This window comes from Geodermatophilus sp. SYSU D00697 (assembly GCF_054050175.1).
Genome location: NZ_JBJGYV010000030.1, coordinates 16903 through 37715, shown reverse-complemented (window position 1 = coordinate 37715; position 20813 = coordinate 16903). Strand labels below are relative to the sequence as shown.

The window sequence follows — 20813 nt, the reverse complement described above, 5'->3', positions numbered from 1 at the left end:
CTCGCCCGTTCCCGCCGCGAGCGGGGGCGAGGGGGTCCTTACCGAAAGGCAGAGACATGGCACAGAACGAGAAGCTGGCCGAGCTGTCGTCGGCCGGGGTCGCCGTCTGGCTCGACGACCTGTCCCGCGACCGGATCCGCAGCGGGAACCTGCAGTCACTGGTCGACGAGTACTCCGTCGTCGGCGTCACCACCAACCCGACGATCTTCGCCGCGGCGATCAGCGGGTCGGAGTCCTACGACGACCAGCTGCACGCCCTCGCCGTCCGCCGGGTGAGCGTGGAGGAGGGGCTGCGCACCATCACCGCCGCCGACGTCCGGGACGCCTGCGACCTCCTCGCCCCGGTGGCCGCGCGCCGGCCCGGTGACGGCCGGGTCTCCCTCGAGGTGGCGCCCGGCCTGGCCCACGACACCGACGCCACCGCGGTCGAGGCGGCGCACCTGTGGTGGCTGGTCGACCGGCCCAACCTGTACATCAAGATCCCGGCGACCGAGGCCGGCCTGCCGGCGATCACGACGTCCATCGCCCGCGGCATCAGCGTCAACGTCACGCTGATCTTCAGCCTCGAGCGCTACCGGGCGGTGATGGACGCCTACCTGTCCGGGCTGGAGCAGCGAGCGGCCGACGGCGGATCCCTCGACGGCATCGCATCCGTGGCGTCGTTCTTCGTGTCTCGCGTCGACAGCGAGATCGACAAGCGGCTGGACAAGGCCGGGGCCGACGCCTCGCTCAAGGGCAAGGCGGCCCTGGCCAACGCCCAGCTGGCCTACCAGGCCTACGAGGAGGTGTTCTCCTCGGACCGCTGGAAGGCGCTGGAGGCCAAGGGCGCCCGCCCGCAGCGGCCGCTGTGGGCCTCGACCGGCGTGAAGAACCCCGAGTACCCGGACACGCTCTACGTCAGCGAGCTGATCGCCCCCGGGACCGTGAACACGATGCCGGAGAAGACCCTCGAGGCCTACGCCGACCACGGCAGCGCGGGCACTCCCGTGCAGAAGACCTACGACGACGCCGCCGCGACCATGGCGGCGATCGCCGACGCCGGGGTCGACCTCGACGACGTCTTCCGGGTCCTCGAGGACGAGGGCGTGCAGAAGTTCGTCGACTCCTGGGACGAGCTCACCGAGTCGGTGCGCACCCAGCTGGAGGACAAGGCGTGACCTCGGGGTCCTCCCCCGCCGGGGACGACCCCCACGCGATCCGGTCCCGGCCGGCCGGGGACGTCGTCCCCGGCCGGCCGGTCCGGGTACCCGGCGCGCTGCCCCGGACGGTCCCGGTCGCCGAGCGTCCGCTGCAGTAGACCCGTACCGCCGCGCCGTCCGGTCCACCGCCGCGCCGGACGACGGCTCCCTCCGACCCTGAGGACGGACGATGATCCCCAACCCGCTGCGTGATCCGCGGGATCGGCGGCTGCCCCGCGTGCCCGAGCCGTGCGCACTGGTGGTGTTCGGCATCACCGGCGACCTGGCGCGCAAGAAGCTGCTGCCGGCGGTGTACGACCTGGCCAACCGCGGGTTGCTGCCGACCAACTTCGCCCTGCTGGGCTTCGCCCGCCGCGACTGGGGCGACACCGACTTCGCCGAGCTGGCCCGCGACGCGGCCCGCAAGGCCGCCCGCACCCCGTGGCGGGAGGAGGTCTGGGAGCGGCTGGCCGGCAGCGTCCGGTTCGTCCAGGGGTCGTTCGACGACGACAACGCCTTCGACGAGCTCGCCGCCACCCTCGGGGAGCTCGAGGGCACCCACGGCATCGGCGGCAACGCGGCCTTCTACCTCTCGATCCCCCCGGCGATGTTCCCGGTGGTGCTCAAGCAGATGCAGCGCACCGGCATGGCCGACAGCACGCCCGAGCGCTGGCGGCGGGTGGTCGTGGAGAAGCCGTTCGGGACCGACCTGGCCTCCAGCCGGGAGCTCAACGCGCTGGTCGACTCCGTGTTCACCGCCGAGGACGTCTTCCGCATCGACCACTACCTGGGCAAGGAGACCGTCCAGAACCTGATGGCCCTGCGGTTCGCCAACACCCTGTTCGAACCGGTCTGGAACGGCCACCACGTCGACTCGGTGCAGATCACGATGGCCGAGGACGTCGGCATCGGCGGGCGGGCGCAGTTCTACGAGCAGACCGGCGCCGCCCGGGACGTGCTGCAGAACCACCTGCTCCAGCTGCTGGCGCTCACGGCGATGGAGGAGCCGGTCGAGTTCTCCGCCGAGGAGATCCGCACCGAGAAGCTCAAGGTGCTGCGCGCCGTCTCGCTGCCCGAGGACCTGCGCACCTCCGCCGTCCGCGGCCAGTACGAGCAGGGTTGGCTGGCCGGTCAGCGGGCGAACGGCTACCGGCAGGAGGAGGGCGTCGACCCGGACTCGACGACCGAGACCTACGCCGCCGTCCGGCTGGGCGTGGAGACCCGCCGGTGGGCCGGCGTGCCGTTCTACCTGCGCACCGGCAAGCGGCTGCCGCGGCGGGTCACCGAGATCGCGCTGGTGTTCAAGCGGGCTCCGCACCTGCCCTTCGCCGACACCGACACCGAGGAGCTGGGCAACAACCAGCTCGTCGTGCGGGTCCAGCCCGACGAGGGGGTCACCCTCAAGTTCGGGTCGAAGGTGCCCGGCAGCGTCATGGAGGTCCGCGACGTGTCGATGGACTTCCTCTACGGCGAGCAGTTCACCGAGGCCAGCCCCGAGGCCTACGAGCGGCTGCTGCTCGACGTGCTGCTCGGCGACGCCACGCTGTTCCCCCGCAACGCGGAGGTGGAGGCGTCGTGGTCGGTCATCGACCCGCTGGAGGAGTTCTGGGCCGGGACCACGCCGCAGCCCTACCGGGCCGGCGAGTGGGGTCCACGAGCCGCCGACGAGATGCTCGCCGCCGAGGGACGCCGGTGGCGGCGTCCGTGAGCGGCCGGCCCACGCGATCCGAGGAGACCCGATGACCACCCTCTGGGACACCACCGGCTCCGCCGTGGTCAAGGAACTGGCCGCCCAGCGGCGCACCGGCGGCGCCGTGCTCTCGGGCGTGGCGCTGACCCTGGTCGTCGTCGCCGACGAGGGGCGCGTGGCCGAGGCCGAGGAGGCGGCGACCGCCGCCGCCGAGCAGCACCCCTGCCGACTGCTCATCGTGGTGCGCCGCCAGATCGAGGCCCCCACCCCCCGCCTGGACGCCGAGGTGCTCATCGGCGGCCGCCTGGGGCCCGGGGAGGCGGTCGTCATGCGCATGTACGGTCGGCTCGCGCTGCACGCCGAGTCGGTGGTGCTGCCGCTGCTGGCCGCCGACGCCCCCGTGGTCACCTGGTGGCACGGCACGCCGCCCGAACGGCTGTGCACCGACGCGCTGGCGGTCATCGCCGACCGACGGATCACCGACAGCTCGCTGGCCGGCGACCAACTCGCCGCCCTGCGCACCCGCGCCGAGGACTACGCCCCCGGCGACACCGACCTGGCCTGGACCCGCAGCACGCCGTGGCGGGCCACGCTCACCTCGACCGTCGACTCGGTGTCCGGCCGCCGCGGCGACGCCGTCCGGGTGCACGGCGGCCGGGTCGAGGGCGACCCCGGCTCCGCGACCGCCCGGCTGCTGGCCGGCTGGCTGAGCGCCCGGTGCGGCTGCCCCATCGACGTCGTCGAGGGCGAGCGGCGGCCCGGACCCAGCGGGGTCTCCTCGGTGCTCCTCCAGCTCGACCAGGACGAGGAGGTCCGGGTGACCGCCGACCGCCGCGGTGGCGCGGTCATCTCCCAGCCGTACCGGCCCGAGGCGATGGTGGCCCTGCCCGACCGCCAGCTGGGGGACCTCGTCGGCGAGGAGCTGCGCCGCCTGGACCCCGACGAGCCGTTCGCGGAGGCCCTGGAGGCCACCACCGGCGTCCGGGGGCTCGCCGAGCGCTCGGCCGTGCGCGAGCACGTGTGGTTCGACCCGGCCGAGACGCACGGCGGCGACGGCGAGCCGCTGCCGACCGTGCCGCTGGACTCCCAGGGGACCGACGAGGTCGCCGAGCACGGCGAGCGCAACGCCGAGGAGGTCGTGCCGTGAGCCTGCCGCCGGGCGACCGGATCGCCGCCGAGCTGGCGGAGGAGGGTCGGCCGGTGCCGGACGTCGTCGTCGAGCCCGACGCCGACCGGCTGGCCCGGGCGGTCGCCTCCGCGCTGGTCGCCCGGCTGGCCGCCGCCCAGGCCGTCCACGGCACCGCGACCGTCGTGCTCACCGGCGGGGGCATCGGCACCGCCGTCCTGGAGCGGGTCGCCGGCCTGGCCGCCGAGCCCGAACGGGAGCGGGTGGACTGGACGGCGGTGGACGTCTGGTGGGGCGACGAGCGGTTCGTCCCCGCGGGCGACGAGGAGCGCAACGAGACCGGCGCGCGCCGGGCGCTGCTGGACCCCGTCGGTGTGCCGGCCGAGCGGGTGCACGCCATGCCCGCGTCGGACGCCGGCTTCGCCGAACCCGAGGACGCCGCCGCCTGGTACGCCGAGCAGCTGGCGGCCGCGGCGCCGGAGGGTGCCCAGCTGCCGCGCTTCGACGTGCTGCTGCTCGGCATGGGCCCCGAGGGGCACGTGGCCTCGATCTTCCCCGAGTCGCCGGCCGCCTCCGACGAGCGGCTGGTGGTCGCGGTCCGCGACTGCCCCAAGCCGCCGCCGACGCGCACCAGCCTCGGCTTCTCCGCGATCAACTCCGCTGAGGAGATCTGGCTGCTCGTGTCCGGCGAGGGGAAGGCCCCCGCCGTCGCGGCCGCCCTGCGTGGCGACACCGGGCCGCAGCAGCTCCCCGCCGCCGGCGTGCACGGCCGGCGGGCCACCCGCTGGCTGCTGGACGCCGCGGCCGCCGGCGAACTGCCCACGGAGTAGCCGGGACCCCGGCCGCCGCCGGCGAGGCGGCCGGGGCCCCCGGCACCGGGTACCGGGTACCGACCGCAGGGGGTCGGTGGAGCGACGCGCTGCGGTCGGTACCCGAGGGCCCTGGTTCGCCGAGCCCCGGCGGAGCACACTCCGGGACGCGGCCGCTGCAAGCAGATCGCACGCGGCCCCCAGACGCCGACGGCAGCCTCAGGTCACTCCGTCGGACACTCCACGGAGAGACCCATGACGCTCCCCACCACGCCTGCTCCGCACCCCGCCCGCGCCGAGGACGCCGTCGCACGCGTCGCCGCCGAGGAGGGCACGGGACGAGACCGGCACCACCGGGGCTGCTACTGGGACGTCGACCAGGCGACGTGGGTGCCCTACCGCCGGGTGCCCCTCCCCCGCCCGCCGCTGGACTGACCGAGGACCCTCGGAGGAGCCTCGGCTCAGGCGCCGCGGGCCCCCGGAGGAGCCTCGGCTCAGGCGCCGCGGGCCCCCAGAGGGGCCCCGGCTCAGGCGCCGCGGCGGGCCCGGAGCTTGGCGAGGGCCTCCTCGAGGAGGGCGTCGCCGTCGGCGTCGCTGCGCCGCTCGCGGACGTAGGCCAGGTGCGTCTTGTACGGCTCCGTGCGCGGCGCGGGCGGCGGGGCCGCCTGGTCCTGACCGGCCGGCAACCCGCAGCGCGGGCAGTCCCACATCTCGGGGACCTCGGCGTCGCTGGCGAAGGCGACCCGCGTCTCGTGCCCCTGTGTGCACCAGAAGGCGATGCGCCGGCGAGGCGCGGACTCGCCGCGCTCGGCCTCCCCCATCGGCCCGGCGCCGACCCGCGTGCCCCGGATCGCATTCCCACCAGCCACGAGCGCTCCCTGTGTCTTCGAGAGGACTGCGGCGTCGACCGGCCGCCCGCGCAGTCTAGGGCCTCGACCGGGCGATTCCGCCCACCTTTCTCGCGGATCGCGCAGGCGGGCGGGGTCAGACCTTGAGCAGGATCCCGAGACCGACGATGCAGACGGCCCAGATGAGCCCGGTGAACACCGTCAGGCGGTTGAGGTTCTTCTCCACCACCGAGGAACCCGACAGCTGCGAGGACACCGCGCCGCCGAACATCGAGGACAGGCCCCCGCCCTTGCCGCGGTGCAGCAGGATCAGCACCACGAGGAGCACGCTGGTGAGCACCAGCAGCACGTTGAGGACCAGCTCGATCATGCTTCGAGGGTAACCGACTCCGCACCGGCCCCCGGCCGACACGACCCGGACGGGCCGGCGGACGGTCGCTCCGGTCGCTCCCGCGCCGGTCCGCTCCCGGTGCGCTGCGCTGCTCCCGCGGCTGTCAGCGGACGATCACACCGGTCCGCCTCCGCGCCGCGGTCCGCTCCTCGCTCGCCGGCGCTCGCTGCGCTGCTCCCGCGGCTGTCAGCGGACGCCGGCGGTGGCGACGTCGTAGCCGCTGTAGGCCGTCATCACCACGCCGTTGCGCAGCCGCTGCCCCGCGAGCAGCTGCACCCGGGCCTCGGCCAGGGGCACGTACGCGCTCGTCGCCGCGGCCGCGGCCGCGACCTCCCGCCACGCGGCGCGGGCCTCCTGCGGGTCCCCGGCCGTGCGGGCGCTGTCGATCAGCCCGTTGAGCGCCGGGTCGGCGAGCCGGGCGAAGTTGGTGTTGCCGACGGGGCTGACCGACCGTCCGTCGACCAGGGGGACGAGGAACGAGCCGGGGGTCGGGAAGTCCGCCGTCCAGGTGGCCAGCACGACGCCGAAGCCCTGCGCCGCGACGTTGTCGGGGTTGCCCACGTCGGTCGCGTAGAAGCTCGGCGCGGCCAGCGGCCGGATCTCGGCCTGGATGCCCACTGCGGCCAGCTGGCCGGCGACCTCCTCGGCCACGGCCACGCTGCTGGCTGCGTCCGGGACGGCCAGCACGGTGCTGAACCCGTCGGGCTGCCCGCACGCGGCCAGGTGCTCGCGGGCGGCGTCCGGGTCCGGCCCCGGGTCGGGGTCCTCGGGGCCGCCGGCCAGGCCGCGGGGCCACAGCTGCGAGGTCCGCACCGCGTTCACCGGCCCGCCGAGGACCTCCTGCACCGCGCGCCGGTCCACCGCGGCGGCCACCGCGGCTCGGCAGTCGGCGTCGTCCAACGGGGCCACGTTCGTCGGCAGGGCGAGCAGCCGCACCACGCCACTGGTCACCTCGTCGACCCGGTCGGTCACCGGGACCTCGCCGCCGGTGCCCTCGGCCAGCCGCGCCTGCGTCGCCGCCTGCACGCCGGTGCCGGAGACGTCGACGTCCGCCGACCCGGCCAGCAGGGCCTGGTCGCGCTCGACCCCCGAGAGCCCGGTGCGGACGACGACCCGGTCGGGAAGCGCGGTCCGGACGTCGTCGGTCGCCGCGTCCCACTCGGGGTTCCGGTCGAGCACGATGCCGGTGACCGGGTCGACGCTGGTGATCGCGTAGGGGCCCGAGGAGACCGGGTCCCTGCCGTAGTCGGCACCCCGGTCGTCCTCGATCGGCACCGGGCTGCTCGACGGCAGCGCCATGACGTACGGGAAGTCGGGCTGCTGGGCGCGCAGGCGGAAGGTGATCGTCCGGTCGTCCGGCGTCTCGATCGCGCCCAGGCCCAGCTTGTCTGGCGACTCGTCCTGGAACGGGCCGGCATAGGGGTTGGCCGGGTCGTCCAGCAGCTCGACGACGTGGGTCGGCCCGCCCACCACCACGTCGGAGGCGAAGGACCGCTCGATGCCGTACTTCACGTCGCGGGAGGTGATCGCCCGCCCGCTCTCGAACCGAGCCCCCTCGCGCAGGGTGAAGGTCCAGGTGGTGCCGCCGTCCGGGGTGGTACCGAGGTCGGTGGCCAGGTCCGGCACGAGCTCGTCGGTGCGCCCGGGCTCGGTCGAGTAGGTGACCAGCGTGCGGGTGTAGAGCCGCATCAGGTTCCACACGCCCGGGAGGTAGGAGCGCTGCGGGTCGAGGTTGTCGACCTCCCCGGCGACCACCCGGAGCGTCCCGCCGGTGGCCTCGGAGGGCGCCCGGACGCCGGTGAGACCGGCATCCGGGCCATCGCCGTGCACGGGCACGCCCGTGGCGCCGCCCCCGCCGGTGCTGCAGCTCACCGCCGCGACGACGACGAGGACGACGGTGGCGGCGATGGCCGCGACCCGGGCACGGGTGCCGCGGGCCCAGGCCGGGCCCCGCCCCGCCGGTCCCTGCTGCGTGTCGTCCACCCACCCGCTCCCCGCCTCGCCGGCGGCGGCGGTCACCTGCCGCCGGCGGCTGTCCGACAGATCTGCGCGAACTCGTCGGCGTCCAGGCTGGCACCACCGACGAGCGCGCCGTCGACTTCCGGCCCGGCCAGGATCCCGGCCGTGTTCGCGGCCTTCACCGACCCGCCGTAGAGGATACGGACCACCGCGGCCGTCTCGGGGCCGAAACGCTCGGCGAGCCGTGACCGAAGGGCGCCACACACCTCCTGGGCGTCGTCAGGGGTGGCCACCTCGCCGGTCCCGATCGCCCACACCGGCTCGTAGGCGATCACCATCGAGCGCACCTGGTCGTCGGTGAGCCCCTCGAGCGCGGCGTCCAGCTGGGTGGTGCAGTGCGCGACGTGCGCACCGGCCTTGCGGACGTCGAGCCCCTCCCCCACGCACAGGATCGGCACCAGGCCGTGCCGCAGGGCTGCCTGGACCTTGGCGGCCACCACCGCGTCGTCCTCGCCGTGCAGCGCGCGCCGCTCGGAGTGACCGACGACGACGTAGGTGCAGGCCAGGGATGCGAGCATGGCCCCGCTGACCTCGCCGGTGTAGGCGCCGGAGTCGTGCACCGAGAGGTCCTGCGCGCCGTAGCCGATCTCCAGCTTGTCGCCGGAGACCAGCGTCTGGACGCTGCGCAGCGCCGTGAACGGGGGCAGGACGACGACCTCGGCCGCCTCGAGCTCGGGCTCCTTGAGCGAGAAGGCGAGCTTCTGCACCAGGCCGATGGCCTCGAGGTGGGTGAGGTGCATCTTCCAGTTGCCGGCGATCAGTGGGCGGCGCCCCTCCCGGCGCACCGGTGCGCTCCTGCGTGCCATCACTCGCCCCCTCGGTCGGCCAGCACCGCGAGACCCGGCAGCTCCCGGCCCTCGAGGTACTCCAGCGACGCACCGCCGCCGGTGCTGATGTGCCCGTAGGCGGACTCGTCCAGGCCCAGTTGGCGGACGGCGGCCGCGGAGTCCCCGCCACCGACCACCGACAGGCCGTCGACGGTGGAGACCGACTCGGCCACGCCGCGGGTGCCGGCCTGGAACGGCGCGAGCTCGAAGACCCCCATCGGACCGTTCCAGAAGACCGTGCGCGCCCCGCCGAGCTCACGCCCGAAGGCCTCGACCGTCCGCGGGCCGACGTCCAAGCCCATCTGGTCGCCGGGGATGGCGTCCACGGTCACCGTGGTGGTCGGGGCGTCCGCGCTGAACTCCGGCGCGCACACCACGTCGATCGGCAGCACGATCCGGTCGCCGGCCTCCGCGAGCAGCCGCCGGCAGGTCTCGACCTGGTCCTGCTCGAGCAGCGACCGGCCCACGCCGTGGCCCTGGGCGGCGAGGAAGGTGAAGCACATCCCGCCGCCGACCAGCAGCCGGTCGACCTTGGGCAGCAGCGCTTCGATGACGGCGAGCTTGTCGCTGACCTTGGAGCCGCCCAGCACGACGACGTAGGGCCGCTCCGGGTCCTGCGTCAGCCGGGTCAGGACATCGAGCTCCTGGGCGACCAGGCGCCCGGCCACGTGCGGCAGGCGGAGGGCGACGTCGTAGACCGAGGCGTGCTTGCGGTGCACCGCGCCGAAGGCGTCGTCGACGTACACGTCGGCGAGAGCGGCCAGCCGGTCGGCCAGCGCCCCGCGCTCGGCGTCGTCCTTCGACGTCTCGGCCGCCTCGAACCGGACGTTCTCCAGCAGCAGCACGTCGCCGTCGCCGAGCGCCTCGGCCCGGGCCCGCGCGTCCTCGCCGGCCACGTCGGCGGCCAACGGCACGTCGGCGCCCAGCACCTCCCCCAGCCGCTCGGCGACCGGGGCGAGGGAGTACTGCGGGTCCGGGGCGCCCTTGGGCCGGCCGAGGTGCGCGGCGACGACCACCCGGGCGCCGGCGTCGCGCAGCGCCTGCAGGGTGGGCAGGCTGGCGCGGATGCGGCCGTCGTCGGTGATCGCGCGGGTGTTCTTGTCGAGGGGGACGTTCAGGTCGGCGCGCACCAGCACGCGCCGACCCGAGACGCCCTCGGCGAGGAGGTCGTCGAGGGAGCGCATCGTCAGAGGGACGTGCCCACCAGCGTGGTGAGGTCGACCAGCCGGTTCGAGTAGCCCCACTCGTTGTCGTACCAGCCGAGGACCTTCACCATCGGGCCGAAGACCTTGGTGAGCTTGGCGTCGTAGATGCACGACGACGGGTCGGTGACGATGTCGGAGGAGACGATCGGCGCGTCGGTGTAGCTCAGGTACTTGCCCAGCGGGCCGGCGGCGGCCTCCCGGTAGGCGGCGTCGATCTCCTCGGCCGAGGCCTCGCGGGTGACCTGCACGGTGAGGTCGGTGGCCGAGCCGGTCGGCACCGGGACGCGGATGGCGTACCCGTCGAGCTTGCCCTTCAGCTCCGGCAGGACCAGGCCGATCGCCTTCGCCGCACCGGTGGAGGTGGGCACCATGTTCAGCGCGGCGGCGCGGGCACGGCGGAGGTCCTTGTGCGGACCGTCCTGCAGGTTCTGGTCGGCGGTGTAGGCGTGGATCGTCGTCATCAGGCCGCGCTCGATGCCGAACGCGTCGTTGATGACCTTCGCCAGCGGCGCCAGGCAGTTCGTGGTGCAGGAGGCGTTGCTGATGATCGTCTGCGAGCCGTCGTAGAGGCCGTCGTTGACGCCCATGACGATCGTGATGTCGTCGTCGGTCGCCGGCGCGGAGATGATGACCTTCTTCGCGCCGCCCTTGTCGACGTGCTTGCGGGCGTCGGCGGCCTTGGTGAAGAAGCCGGTGGACTCGACGACCACGTCGACGCCGAGGTCGCCCCACGGCAGGTTGGCCGGGTCGCGCTCGGAGAGCACCTTCATGGTGTTGCCACCGACCTTGATGGCCTCGCCGTCGGCGGCGACGTCCTCGGAGAGCTTGCCGAGCACGCTGTCGTACTTGAGCAGGTGCGCCAGGACCTCGGGGCTGGTGAGGTCGTTCACCGCCACGATCTCGATGTCCTGGCCGCTGGCCGCGACGGCCCGCCAGAAGTTGCGGCCGATCCGGCCGAATCCGTTGATGCCCACCCGTACGGTCACTGCAGACCTCCGATGTCGGTCGACGCTGTTCCTCGGGGGCCGCGCACCGGCGGCCTCGCTCCGACCAGACCCTATCGGGCCGGGTACGCCGTGACCCGAGCCGCCCGGAGGCGGCCCGGGCCACGTGACGTCCCGGAGCGGCCACCCTCCACGGTCCCGCGCCGACCCTGCGAGGCGTGGGGGGAAGGGTGGTCCTCCTACTGGGTCAGCATGTCCTCGGTGACGACGGACTCCGTGTCGGGGATGCCCAGGTCCTTGGCCCGCTTGTCGGCCATCGCCAGCAGGCGGCGGATGCGGCCGGCGACGGCGTCCTTGGTCATCGGCGGGTCGGCGCGCTGACCCAGTTCCTCCAGCGACGCCTGCCCGAACTCCAGCCGCAGCCGGCCGGCGACGAGCAGGTGCTCGGGGGCGTCGCCGTTGAGGATCTCCAGCGCCCGCTCCACCCGGGCGCTGGCGGCGACGGCGGCCCGCGCGGAGCGGCGCAGGTTCGCGTCGTCGAAGTTGGCCAGCCGGTTGGCCGTCGCCCGGACCTCGCGGCGCATCCGCCGCTCCTCCCAGGCCAGGACGGCGTCGTGCGCGCCCATGCGGGTCAGCAGGGCGCTGATGGCGTCGCCGTCCCGGACGACGACCCGGTCCGCGCCGCGTACCTCCCGGGCCTTGGCGGCGATGCCCAGTCGCCGTGCCGCGCCGACCAGCGCCATCGCGGCCTCGGGGCCGGGGCAGGTGACCTCGAGCGAGGACGACCGGCCGGGCTCGGTCAGCGACCCGTGGGCGAGGAAGGCCCCGCGCCAGGCGGCCTCTGCGTCGTTGATGCTGCCCGACACCACGGCCGGCGGCAGGCCCCGCACCGGGCGGCCGCGCTGGTCGACCAGCCCGGTCTGGCGGGCCAGCCCCTCGCCGTGCTTGGCGATGCGCACCAGGTAGCGCACCCCGCGGCGGATGTTGCCGCCGGCCAGCACGCTCACACCGCTGGTGTAGCCGTACACCTCGCTGATGTCGCGACGGAGGCGGCGGGCGACGGACCCGGTGTCGAGCTCGGCCTCGATGACCACGCGGCCACCGACGATGTGCAGACCTCCACTGAAGCGCAGCAGGGCGGTGACCTCCGCCTTGCGCTCGGAGGTCTTCGTGCACTCCACCCGAGACAGCTCGTCCTTGACCATGGCCGTCATCGCCATGCCGTCCACCCCCACGTTCCCCCGGGGTAACCAGGCCCCATGTGCGGCGTCCCCTCTTCTCCCCCTCGTACCGGTGCCGGTACCGAAGGTTGCGGTACCCGGCCCCGAATTCCAATGCCCGTTGTGCCCTAGCGGACTCCGACGGCCGACGCCAGCGCCGCCGCGAGGCGGACCGGGTCGTGCCGTGGTGACCCGTCGGGCTCGGCGACGGGAGCCAGGACCAGCTCCGCGCCGCACTCGCGCACCGCAGACAGGAGACCACAGCGGTCAACCACCGAGTCGACATCCGCGATCACCGAGTGCAGCGCCACCCCGCTCAGATGGGCACGCAGCACCGTGAGGTGCTCCTCCGGCGAGAAGCCGTCGGTCTCCCCCGGCTGCGGCTCCAGGTTCAGCACGACGACCACGCGGGCGCTGCTCGCGGCCAACGCGGCGCGCAGCCGCGGCACCAGCAGGTGCGGCAGGACCGAGGTGTACCAGGAGCCCGGCCCCAGCGAGACCACGTCGGCCGCCGCGATCGCGTCGAGGACCGCGGGGTTCACCGGCGGGTCCGGAGGCGAGACGAGGATCTCGCGGACCCTGCCGGGAGTCGACGCGATGGCCACCTGGCCGCGGATGGTCCGGGTGCGGGACGGGTCGTCGGGGTCGGTGCTCTCCACCCGCGCGACCAGGTCGAGCGGGACGTCGGCCATCGGCAGCACCCGCCCGCGGGCGCCCAGCAGGCGGCAGAGGTCGTCGAGCGCCGCCACCGCGTCCCCGCTGTGCAGCTCGGTGAGCCCGGTGAGGACCAGGTTGCCGACCGGGTGCCCGGCCAGCACGCCGGTGCCGCCGAACCGGTGCTGCAGCAGCGCCGCCATGCGGCGGGTGTCCGCGGCGTCGTCGGCGAGGGTGGCGAGGGCCATGCGGAGGTCACCCGGCGGCAGCACCGGCATCTCCCGGCGGATGCGGCCCGAGGAGCCGCCGTCGTCGGCGACCGTGACCACGGCGGTCAGGTCCGGCGTCAGCTGCTTCCACGCACCCAGGGCGGCGGCCAGGCCGTGCCCGCCGCCGAAGGCGACCACGCGCAGCGGGCGCTGGGACCCGGTTCCCACGGCCCCCACTACTCGCGGCCCAGGTCGCGGTGCTGGACGGTGGTGGCGATGCCCTCGGCGGCGAGCCGGCGGGCGAACTCCTCGGCGATCGCCACGCTGCGGTGCTTGCCGCCGGTGCAGCCCACGGCCAGGGTCAGGTAGCGCTTGCCCTCGCGGCGGTAGCCCGGCACGAGCAGCCGCAGCACGTCGGTGTAGCGGTCGAGGAACGGGCCGGCGTCCTCCTGGCCGAGGACGTAGTCGCGGACGTCGGGGTCCCGCCCGGTGTGCGGCCGCAGCTCGGGCAGCCAGTGCGGGTTGGGCAGGAACCGCGCGTCGACGACGAGGTCGGCGTCCAGCGGCAGGCCGTACTTGAACCCGAAGCTGAGCACGGTCGCGGTCAGCGGCGGGGCCTGCCCCTCCCGCGCGAACGCGTTCTCCAGGGTGGCGCGCAGCTGGTGGACGTTGAGGTCGCTGGTGTCGACCCACAGGTCGGCCTCGCCGGCGATCCCGGTGAGCAGCGCGCGCTCGGCGGAGATCCCGTCGATCAGCGTGCCGTCGCCCTGCAGCGGGTGCTCCCGCCGCACCGACTCATACCGGCGCACGAGCACCTCGTCGCGGGCGTGCACGTAGACGACCCGCGGCCGGTGGCCGGCCTCGGCGAGCACCCGGATGGCCTCCTGCAGGTCGCTGGAGAAGGCCCGGCTGCGGACGTCGACGACGGCGCCGAAGCGGCGCAGGTCGCCCCGCGCACCGAGCTCGACCATCGGCTGCAGCAGCGCCGGCGGCAGGTTGTCGACCACGAAGAAGCCGAGGTCCTCCAGCACCCGCCCCGCGCTGTTCTTGCCCGCGCCGGACAGGCCGGTGACCACGACGACGTCCAGCGGCTGCGTCTCGGTGGACGACGGGTCGACCGGCGGCGGGACCTCGGTGTGCGGGTGCCCCGGCGTGCCCGGGGACGTGCCGAACGGCCCCGCGCCGTGCGCACCGGTCAGCTCACCGCCGTGCCCGTCCCGCGCGTCCCCGCCGCCCGGCTCTCCGGGTGAGCTCGCGAGCTCGCTGCCCTGCTCCCCGCGTGAGCTCGCCAGCTCGCTGCCCTGCTCCCCGCGTGAGCTCGCCAGCTCGCTGCCCTGCTCCCCGCGTGAGCTCGCCAGCTCGCTCACGAGGCCACCAGCCCGACCTCGGCGGTGGCCCCGGCTCCCGGCTGCGGGGTGCCCCGCTGCGCCGGTCCGGCCGGCGCGGTCGTCGACTCGACCGCCTCCTCCACCGCTGCGGCGTCCGCCGTCAGTCCTCCCGCCTCCGGCTGTCCTCCCGACGACTGCTCCGCCTCCGGCTGTGCCACCGCGGCCTGCACCGCCTCCGCCGTCCTCCGGCCGATGCCCGGCACGGCCATCAGCTCCTCGACGGTCGCGGCCCGCAGCCGCTTGAGGGACCCGAACTGCTTCATCAGCGCCTTCCGCCGCGTCTCCCCGAGACCGGGGACGTCGTCCAACAGGGAGACCAGCATGCTGGTGGACCGCTTCTGCCGGTGGTAGGTGATCGCGAACCGGTGTGCCTCGTCACGCACGCGCTGCAGCAGGTACAGCGCCTCGGAGGTGCGCGGCAGGATCACCGGGTCGCTCTCGCCGGGCAGCCACACCTCCTCCATCCGCTTGGCCAGCCCGCAGACGGCGACGTCGACGATGCCCAGCTCGTCGAGGGACCGTGCGGCCGCGGCCACCTGCGGCGCGCCGCCGTCGACGACGAGGAGGTTCGGCGGGTAGGCGAACCGGCGCGGCCGGCCCTCCTCCGCGGCGACCCCCTGCTCGTCCCTGCGGTCCTGTTCCTCCTTGAGGTGCCGGGCGAACCGCCGCCGCACCACCTCGGCCATCGCCGCGGTGTCGTCGGTTCCGTTGGTGACGCTGAACCGGCGGTAGTCGGACTTCTTCGCCAGGCCGTCCTCGAAGACCACCATGCTCGCCACGACGTTCGTCCCCTGGACGTGCGAGACGTCCATGCACTCGATCCGCAGCGGCGCGTCGGGCAGCTCGAGGGCCTCCTGCAGCTCGGCGAGCGCGAGGGAGCGGGCAGTGAGGTCGCTGGACCGCTTGACGCGGTGCCGGGCGAACGCCTCCTTCGCGTTGCGCTCGACGGTCTCCAGCAGCGCGCGCTTGTCCCCGCGCTGCGGCACCCGCAGGGAGACCCGCGAGCCGCGCAGCTCGCTGAGCAGCTCCTCGTACACGTCGGCGTCCTGCGGCAGCTCGGGGACGAGCACCTCCTTGGGCACGGTCTCCCCCGCCTCGACGACGCCGGTCTGGTCGTCGACACCGCCGTAGACCTGGAGCAGGAACTGCTCGACCAGCTCCCCGGTGGTGACCTCCTCGACCTTGTCGACGATCCAGCCGCGCTGACCGCGCACCCGCCCGCCGCGGACGTGGAAGACCTGCACCGAGGCCTCCAGTTCGTCCTGCGCGAAGGCGACGACGTCGGCGTCGGTGCCGTCCCCGAGGACGACCGCCTGCTTCTCCATCGCCCGCTTGAGGGCGCCGAGGTCGTCGCGCAGCCGGGCGGCCTTCTCGTACTCCATCGCCTCGGCGGCCTCGCCCATCTCCCGCTCGAGGCGCTTGACCATCGAGTCGGTGCGGCCGGCCATGAAGTCGCAGAAGTCGTCGACGATGGCGCGGTGCTCCTCGGCCGACACCCGGCCGACGCACGGCGCCGCGCACTTGCCGATGTAGCCGAGCAGGCACGGGCGCCCGATCTGCCCGGCGCGCTTGAAGACGCCGTTGGAGCAGGTCCGGGCCGGGAAGACCCGGGTCAGGGTGTCGAGGGTCTCGCGGATGGCCCAGGCGTGCGCGTAGGGGCCGAAGTAGCGCACACCCTTGCGCTTGGGCCCGCGCATGACCTGCAGCCGCGGGTACTCCTCGTTGAGGGTGACCGCCAGCGACGGGTAGCTCTTGTCGTCGCGGTAGCGGACGTTGAACCGCGGGTCGAACTCCTTGATCCAGTTGTACTCGAGCTGGAGGGCCTCGACCTCGGTGCCGACCACGGTCCACTCGACGCTCGCCGCCGTCGTCACCATCTGACGGGTGCGCGGGTGCAGGCCCGCGACGTCGGCGAAGTAGCTGTTCAGCCGCTGCCGGAGGTTCTTGGCCTTGCCGACGTAGACGACCCGCCCGTTGGGATCGCGGAATTTGTAGACCCCCGGGTCCTCCGGGATGCTGCCGACCGCCGGTCGGTAGGTGGACGGGTCGGGCATGGCCCCAGATTAGGTGGGGTGGACGACGGTCCGCCGTCCCCGGGGGCGGATGTGACCACGGGAACGACATCGGTGGCATTCCCTCCGGGACCTCCGCCCCTTGCCCGGCGGCCCGGCCGAGCCGGAACCTCGGGTCGGTCAGGTCGTCCCGACGGGGGTGGACCCATGAGCTCGACGCAGCACCCGACGACTCCGGCCCGCACGGTGGGCATCCCCCAGGCCCGCACCGCCCCGCCTCCGCTGACCGACCCGCTGGCCGACCTGGCGGCCTTCCCCCTGGTGGAGGCGCTGTTCGGACGGCGCTCCCGGCGGTTCGCCCTGGGCGACGAGATCCCGGACGGCCCCCTGGCCTACCGGTCGCGGCACGAGCCGCTGCCGCTGACCGAGCTCGAGCGGATGCTCGTGCTGAGCGCCATGGGCGGGACCACCGGCTGGCACTACTCGATCACCCGGAACGCCCGCTACGCGCCCCACGCGGCCAACTACGCGGGCGGGGCGGCCGGGCGCACCTTCCCGTCCGCGGCCGGCTTCCACACCGCCGAGCTGTTCTTCACCGACGACACCGGCGTGTACTTCTTCCCCACCCGGGACGCCGGGGCCCTCGTCGACCCGGCCACCGAGGAGGTCACGGCCGAGTTGATGGTCGAGCGCCACCGCGGCCGGGTGCGGCAGCTGTCCGACCGTCGGCTGCACCTGCCCGCGGAGGAGCCCTACCTGGAGGGGCACAACACCTGGTGCGTGAACGTGCCGGGCTCGCTGCTGGTCATCCCGGTCGCCGACATCGCCCAGCACATGCTGGCGATCCTCTGCTTCTTCACCCAGAACGGGTACGCGGTCTTCGACGACGTCAACGGGCGGGAGATCCCGGGGCTGGAGCGGTTCGGCGACCTGGTGGACGTCGACGCCCCGTTCCCGCTGACCTTCGCCGAGCAGTACGCGCTCACCGAGGCCACCGCCGAGCTGGCTACCAGCTGCTACGGCGGGGTGCTCCTGCTGCAGGCGATGGGCCTGGGCGGCTGGATGTTCGACGGGATCGACCGCTTCTCCGTGCTGGGCGCCTCCGGCAACCCCGACGTGCCTGGCCTCGGGTTCCGCTACGACACCGACGAGCGGTGGGCCGTCCCCAACCCCACCGGCCTCCCCGGCGTCTTCGAGGCGTTCTGCCCGCCGCACCACGCGGACATGGCCGCGGCGGTGGAGGCCTTCACCGAGCGCAAGTTCGGTGAGGGCGGCCCGTTCCACCCCGCCACCCCGGGCCCGTGGACCGACAGCCCGGGCTTCCGCGGCAGCGCCCAGGTGCACGACGAGGAGTTCAAGGCGTGCGTCACCCTGCAGGCGCAGTACGTGCTGGACACCTTCGGCAAGTTCCCGGGCACCGTGCCGACGCTGTTCATCCTCAACTACGTCCAGGCCCACCACCTGGACCTGGAGTTCTACGACCGGTTCTTCCGGCCCGGCGCCTACCTGCGGACGCACGCCGAGCACCTGCAGCGGTGGCACCCCTGAGAGGAGCACGGCGATGGGCAGGCACGTCCACGTGGGCAGCGTCGACGTCTGGGTCGAACAGGCCGGGCAGGGGCCCGACGTGCTGCTGATCGGTGGCCTGGGCGACACCGTCGAGTCCTGGCAGTTCCAGCTCGACGGGCTGGCCGACCGCTACCGGCTGACCGCCTTCGACAACCGCGGCGCCGGCCGGACGGCGATGCCGCCGGAGGGAGCCACCGTGGCGGCGATGGCCGACGACGCGGCCGGTGTCCTGAGCGCGCTGGGCATCCGGTCGGCGCACGTCGCAGGCTTCTCGGGCGGCAGTCTCATCGGCCAGGAACTGGCGCTGCGGCATCCCGAGGTGGTCCGCAGCCTGGTGCTGCAGAGCACCTGGGCGCGAATGGACCCGTTCTTCCGCGCGTGGCTGCGCTTCGTCGAGTGGCTGGTCGACAACGCCCCGGACGAGCGGACGTTCCTGCAGTCGTTCTTCCTGTGGATCTACACACCGCGGGCACACAACGACGGCACCGTCGCCGCGTTCATCGACGAGGTGGTCGCCTTCCCGCACAAGCAGTCGGCGGAGGACGTGCACCGCTTCCTCGCCGACATCTGGCACCACGACAGCACCGAACGGCTGCCCCGCGTCACCGCGCCGACGCTGGTGTTGGCGGGAGGCATCGACCCCACCGCCCGACCGCACCTCGGCCGGGCGGTCGCCGAGGCGATCCCCGGCGCCGTCTTCGAGGTCATGGCGGAGGAGTCGCACCAGCCGTTCCAGGAGGTGCCCGAGCGCTGGAACGCCCGCGTCGACGCCTTCTGGCAGCAGGTCGAGGCGGGCGCCACCCCACGCCCCCGGGAGGCCCCGGCCCTCGACCGCCCGTCGCCCGACCGCCCGCCCGAGGCCGCCGGCCGCGGGTGACGACGTCCGCAGGGAAGGAGCCCCTCATGGGACAGCGCATCCGCTCGGCCGGCGGCGTCGAGATCTGGACCGAGCAGGTCGGGTCGGGCCCCGACGTGCTGCTCATCGGCGGGCTCGGGGACACCGTCGAGTCCTGGCAGTTCCAGCTCGACGGGCTGGCCGACCGCTACCGGCTGACGGCGTTCGACAACCGGGGCGCGGGGCGGACGGCGCTGCCCGACGGCCCGACCAGCGTCGGCGAGATGGCCGACGACGCCGCCGCCGTCCTGGACGCCCTGGACATCCCGTCCGCGCACGTGGCCGGTTTCTCCGGCGGGGCGAAGATCGCGCAGGAGCTGGCGCTGCGCCGTCCCGACCTCGTCCGCAGCCTGGTGCTGCAGAGCACCTGGGCGGCCATGGACGCCTACATGCGCCGGTGGGTGCGGCTCATCCGCTGGCTGGTCGAGGCGGTCCCCGACGAGCGGGCCTTCCTGGAGGCCTTCTTCCTGGTGGTCTACACGCCCCGCGCGCACGACGACGGCACCGTCGACGCGTTCATCGACGAGGCCCTCGCCTTCCCCTACAAGCAGTCCCCCGAGGTCATCCAGCGGCACCTCGATGCCTTCGCGGCCCACGACACCACCGACCGGCTGCCGCAGGTCAACGCCCCGACCCTCGTGCTCGCCGGCGGGATCGACCCGACCGCACGGCCGGAGCTCGGCCGACTGGTCGCCGACCTGGTCCCCGGTGCCCAGTTCGAGGTCTGGGCGACCGAGTCGCACCAGCCGTTCCAGGAGGTGCCCGAGCGCTGGAACGCCCGCGTCGACGCCTTCTGGCAGGAGGTGGCGGCCGCCGCGACGCCGCCGCCGCGTCCGGCCCCGGACGACGCCGCCCCCTCCCCGGACCGTCCGCCGGTGCCCGTGCGCCCGGCCGGGTGACGGTCAGCCGCCGATCCGGACGCCCAGCCAGGTGAGCAGGTCGCCGGTCACCTCGTCCCGGTTGGTCTCGTTGAACACCTCGTGCCGCGCGTCGGGGTAGACGTGCAGCTCGACGGGCAGGCCGCGGGCCCGCAGCAGGTCGGCCAGAGCGGTCACCTGGGCGGCCTCGACCCCGCCGACCGGGTCGCGCTGCCCGGCCAGCAGCAGCACGGGCAGGCCCTCGGGCAGCCGGGCGACCGCGTCCGCGGTGGCCGAGCGGACGGCGAGGCCGAAGACGCCGGCCGCGTAGCCGGTGGTCAGCGGCATGCGGTCCCCGCACAGCGGGTCGGCGAGATAGGCATCGACCTCGGCCGGGTCGCGGGAGAGCCAGTCGAACGGGGTGCGCGCCGGCTCGAACGGCTGGTTGAACGCGCCCAGCGCGTCCAGCGGCTGGTCGCCGGCGCCGGCTGCCGTCGAGGCCTCCAGCGCGGTGACCGACTCGGCGAGGTGCGGCGCGACGCCGACCGGACCCGAGAGGACCAGGCCGGCGAGGTCCCGGCCGTCGTCCTCGGCGGCGGCCAGCGCGACGATCGAGCCCATCGAGTGGCCGAGCAGCACCCGCGGGACGCCGGGGTGCTCGTCGGCGGCGACCGCGGACAGCGACCGCACGTCGGTCAGCAGACCCGGGGCGCCGCTCGCACCGAACCGGCCCGGCCCGGTGGACTCCGCCGTCCGTCCGTGGCCGCGCAGGTCCAGGGCGTACACCGCCAGGCCACGGGCCGTCAGCGCCCCGGCCAGGCGGCCGTACCGCCCGGAGTGCTCCGAGGCGCCGTGCACCACCTGGACCGTGCCGCGGACGGCGCCCTCCGGCAGCCACCGCCGGTATCGCAGCCGGACGCCGTCGGCGGCCTCCAGCTCCCGCAGGTCCTCGCCCGTCGCCGTCATCGCCTC

At 74.3% G+C, this 20813-nt stretch carries 20 protein-coding genes; 9 read left to right on the top strand and 11 right to left on the bottom strand.

Going from position 1 to position 20813, the window contains the following annotated elements:
• Nucleotides 1–56: 56 nt before the first annotated feature.
• The 6 genes from tal (at nt 57) to ACI79C_RS20595 (ending at nt 5238) form a co-directional block, all read left to right on the top strand.
• Nucleotides 57–1157, top strand: coding sequence for a transaldolase (gene tal, locus ACI79C_RS20620; RefSeq protein WP_456947558.1), 1101 nt, complete (start codon nt 57–59; stop codon nt 1155–1157).
• Nucleotides 1154–1297: a hypothetical protein gene (locus tag ACI79C_RS20615; protein ID WP_456947557.1), complete on the top strand. Its 144-nt coding sequence runs from the start codon at nt 1154–1156 to the stop codon at nt 1295–1297. The genes tal and ACI79C_RS20615 overlap by 4 nt, the downstream gene beginning before the upstream one ends.
• Before the next feature lie 71 nt (nt 1298–1368).
• Nucleotides 1369–2886 (top strand): glucose-6-phosphate dehydrogenase, encoded by a 1518-nt coding sequence (gene zwf, locus ACI79C_RS20610; protein ID WP_456947556.1) that lies wholly within the window; start codon nt 1369–1371, stop codon nt 2884–2886.
• A 31-nt stretch (nt 2887–2917) separates the two neighbouring features.
• Entirely contained in the window at nt 2918–4015 is a 1098-nt protein-coding gene (locus ACI79C_RS20605; protein ID WP_456947555.1) for a glucose-6-phosphate dehydrogenase assembly protein OpcA, read from the top strand.
• Nucleotides 4012–4824: a 6-phosphogluconolactonase gene (pgl, locus tag ACI79C_RS20600; RefSeq protein ID WP_456947554.1), complete on the top strand. Its 813-nt coding sequence runs from the start codon at nt 4012–4014 to the stop codon at nt 4822–4824. The genes ACI79C_RS20605 and pgl overlap by 4 nt, the downstream gene beginning before the upstream one ends.
• A gap of 234 nt (nt 4825–5058) precedes the next feature.
• Nucleotides 5059–5238, top strand: coding sequence for a hypothetical protein (locus ACI79C_RS20595; RefSeq protein WP_456947553.1), 180 nt, complete (start codon nt 5059–5061; stop codon nt 5236–5238).
• Between the two features lie 92 nt (nt 5239–5330).
• Here ACI79C_RS20595 and ACI79C_RS20590 read toward each other — a convergent pair whose 3' ends face one another.
• From ACI79C_RS20590 to uvrC, 10 genes are all read right to left on the bottom strand, one after another.
• Complete coding sequence (locus ACI79C_RS20590; protein ID WP_456947552.1) at nt 5331–5672, bottom strand: RNA polymerase-binding protein RbpA; 342 nt, start codon at nt 5670–5672, stop codon at nt 5331–5333.
• Nucleotides 5673–5787: 115 nt separating this feature from the next.
• Nucleotides 5788–6021: a preprotein translocase subunit SecG gene (gene secG, locus ACI79C_RS20585; RefSeq protein WP_456947551.1), complete on the bottom strand. Its 234-nt coding sequence runs from the start codon at nt 6019–6021 to the stop codon at nt 5788–5790.
• Between the two features lie 207 nt (nt 6022–6228).
• Complete coding sequence (locus ACI79C_RS20580) at nt 6229–8025, bottom strand: ABC transporter substrate-binding protein (RefSeq protein WP_456947550.1); 1797 nt, start codon at nt 8023–8025, stop codon at nt 6229–6231.
• Between the two features lie 32 nt (nt 8026–8057).
• The gene (gene tpiA, locus ACI79C_RS20575; protein ID WP_456947549.1) at nt 8058–8867 is read right to left on the bottom strand and encodes a triose-phosphate isomerase; all 810 of its coding nucleotides are present in this window, start codon (nt 8865–8867) and stop codon (nt 8058–8060) included.
• Complete coding sequence (locus tag ACI79C_RS20570; protein ID WP_456947548.1) at nt 8867–10072, bottom strand: phosphoglycerate kinase; 1206 nt, start codon at nt 10070–10072, stop codon at nt 8867–8869. Before ACI79C_RS20570 ends, tpiA begins: the two co-directional genes overlap by 1 nt.
• 2 nt (nt 10073–10074) lie before the next feature.
• Nucleotides 10075–11079 carry a type I glyceraldehyde-3-phosphate dehydrogenase gene (gene gap / locus ACI79C_RS20565; RefSeq protein ID WP_456947547.1) on the bottom strand — a complete coding sequence of 335 codons (1005 nt, stop codon included), beginning with the start codon at nt 11077–11079 and terminating at the stop codon, nt 10075–10077.
• 197 nt (nt 11080–11276) lie between these two features.
• Nucleotides 11277–12257 (bottom strand): DNA-binding protein WhiA, encoded by a 981-nt coding sequence (gene whiA / locus ACI79C_RS20560; RefSeq protein ID WP_456947546.1) that lies wholly within the window; start codon nt 12255–12257, stop codon nt 11277–11279.
• 128 nt (nt 12258–12385) lie between these two features.
• Complete coding sequence (locus ACI79C_RS20555) at nt 12386–13348, bottom strand: gluconeogenesis factor YvcK family protein (RefSeq protein WP_456947545.1); 963 nt, start codon at nt 13346–13348, stop codon at nt 12386–12388.
• Nucleotides 13349–13356: 8 nt separating this feature from the next.
• The gene (rapZ, locus tag ACI79C_RS20550; protein WP_456947544.1) at nt 13357–14487 is read right to left on the bottom strand and encodes an RNase adapter RapZ; all 1131 of its coding nucleotides are present in this window, start codon (nt 14485–14487) and stop codon (nt 13357–13359) included.
• Nucleotides 14484–16562 (bottom strand): excinuclease ABC subunit UvrC, encoded by a 2079-nt coding sequence (gene uvrC / locus ACI79C_RS20545; RefSeq protein WP_456947543.1) that lies wholly within the window; start codon nt 16560–16562, stop codon nt 14484–14486. The genes rapZ and uvrC overlap by 4 nt, the downstream gene beginning before the upstream one ends.
• A 165-nt stretch (nt 16563–16727) precedes the next feature.
• Here uvrC and ACI79C_RS20540 point away from each other — a divergent pair, with 165 nt between their 5' ends.
• From ACI79C_RS20540 to ACI79C_RS20530, 3 genes are read left to right on the top strand one after another with little or no spacing between them, the layout of a single operon-like run.
• Entirely contained in the window at nt 16728–18068 is a 1341-nt protein-coding gene (locus ACI79C_RS20540) for a hypothetical protein (protein WP_456947542.1), read from the top strand.
• A gap of 13 nt (nt 18069–18081) precedes the next feature.
• Nucleotides 18082–18966 carry an alpha/beta fold hydrolase gene (locus tag ACI79C_RS20535; protein WP_456947541.1) on the top strand — a complete coding sequence of 295 codons (885 nt, stop codon included), beginning with the start codon at nt 18082–18084 and terminating at the stop codon, nt 18964–18966.
• 26 nt (nt 18967–18992) lie between these two features.
• Nucleotides 18993–19883, top strand: a complete 891-nt coding sequence (locus ACI79C_RS20530; RefSeq protein WP_456947540.1) for an alpha/beta fold hydrolase — start codon at nt 18993–18995, stop codon at nt 19881–19883.
• 3 nt (nt 19884–19886) lie between these two features.
• Here the strand turns inward: ACI79C_RS20530 and ACI79C_RS20525 are convergent, their stop codons facing one another.
• Nucleotides 19887–20807 (bottom strand): alpha/beta fold hydrolase, encoded by a 921-nt coding sequence (locus ACI79C_RS20525; protein ID WP_456947539.1) that lies wholly within the window; start codon nt 20805–20807, stop codon nt 19887–19889.
• Nucleotides 20808–20813 lie beyond the last annotated feature (6 nt).

Excerpts from the sequence above, each read along its gene's own strand:
- tal (WP_456947558.1), top strand. The coding sequence starts at position 57 with ATGGCACAGAACGAGAAGCTGGCCGAGCTGTCGTCGGCCGGGGTCGCC.
- zwf (WP_456947556.1), top strand. The coding sequence starts at position 1,369 with ATGATCCCCAACCCGCTGCGTGATCCGCGGGATCGGCGGCTGCCCCGC.
- ACI79C_RS20605 (WP_456947555.1), top strand. The coding sequence starts at position 2,918 with ATGACCACCCTCTGGGACACCACCGGCTCCGCCGTGGTCAAGGAACTG.
- ACI79C_RS20595 (WP_456947553.1), top strand. The coding sequence starts at position 5,059 with ATGACGCTCCCCACCACGCCTGCTCCGCACCCCGCCCGCGCCGAGGAC.
- secG (WP_456947551.1), bottom strand. The coding sequence starts at position 6,021 with ATGATCGAGCTGGTCCTCAACGTGCTGCTGGTGCTCACCAGCGTGCTC.
- tpiA (WP_456947549.1), bottom strand. The coding sequence starts at position 8,867 with ATGGCACGCAGGAGCGCACCGGTGCGCCGGGAGGGGCGCCGCCCACTG.
- ACI79C_RS20570 (WP_456947548.1), bottom strand. The coding sequence starts at position 10,072 with ATGCGCTCCCTCGACGACCTCCTCGCCGAGGGCGTCTCGGGTCGGCGC.
- whiA (WP_456947546.1), bottom strand. The coding sequence starts at position 12,257 with ATGGCGATGACGGCCATGGTCAAGGACGAGCTGTCTCGGGTGGAGTGC.
- uvrC (WP_456947543.1), bottom strand. The coding sequence starts at position 16,562 with ATGCCCGACCCGTCCACCTACCGACCGGCGGTCGGCAGCATCCCGGAG.
- ACI79C_RS20540 (WP_456947542.1), top strand. The coding sequence starts at position 16,728 with ATGAGCTCGACGCAGCACCCGACGACTCCGGCCCGCACGGTGGGCATC.
- ACI79C_RS20535 (WP_456947541.1), top strand. The coding sequence starts at position 18,082 with ATGGGCAGGCACGTCCACGTGGGCAGCGTCGACGTCTGGGTCGAACAG.
- ACI79C_RS20530 (WP_456947540.1), top strand. The coding sequence starts at position 18,993 with ATGGGACAGCGCATCCGCTCGGCCGGCGGCGTCGAGATCTGGACCGAG.
- ACI79C_RS20525 (WP_456947539.1), bottom strand. The coding sequence starts at position 20,807 with ATGACGGCGACGGGCGAGGACCTGCGGGAGCTGGAGGCCGCCGACGGC.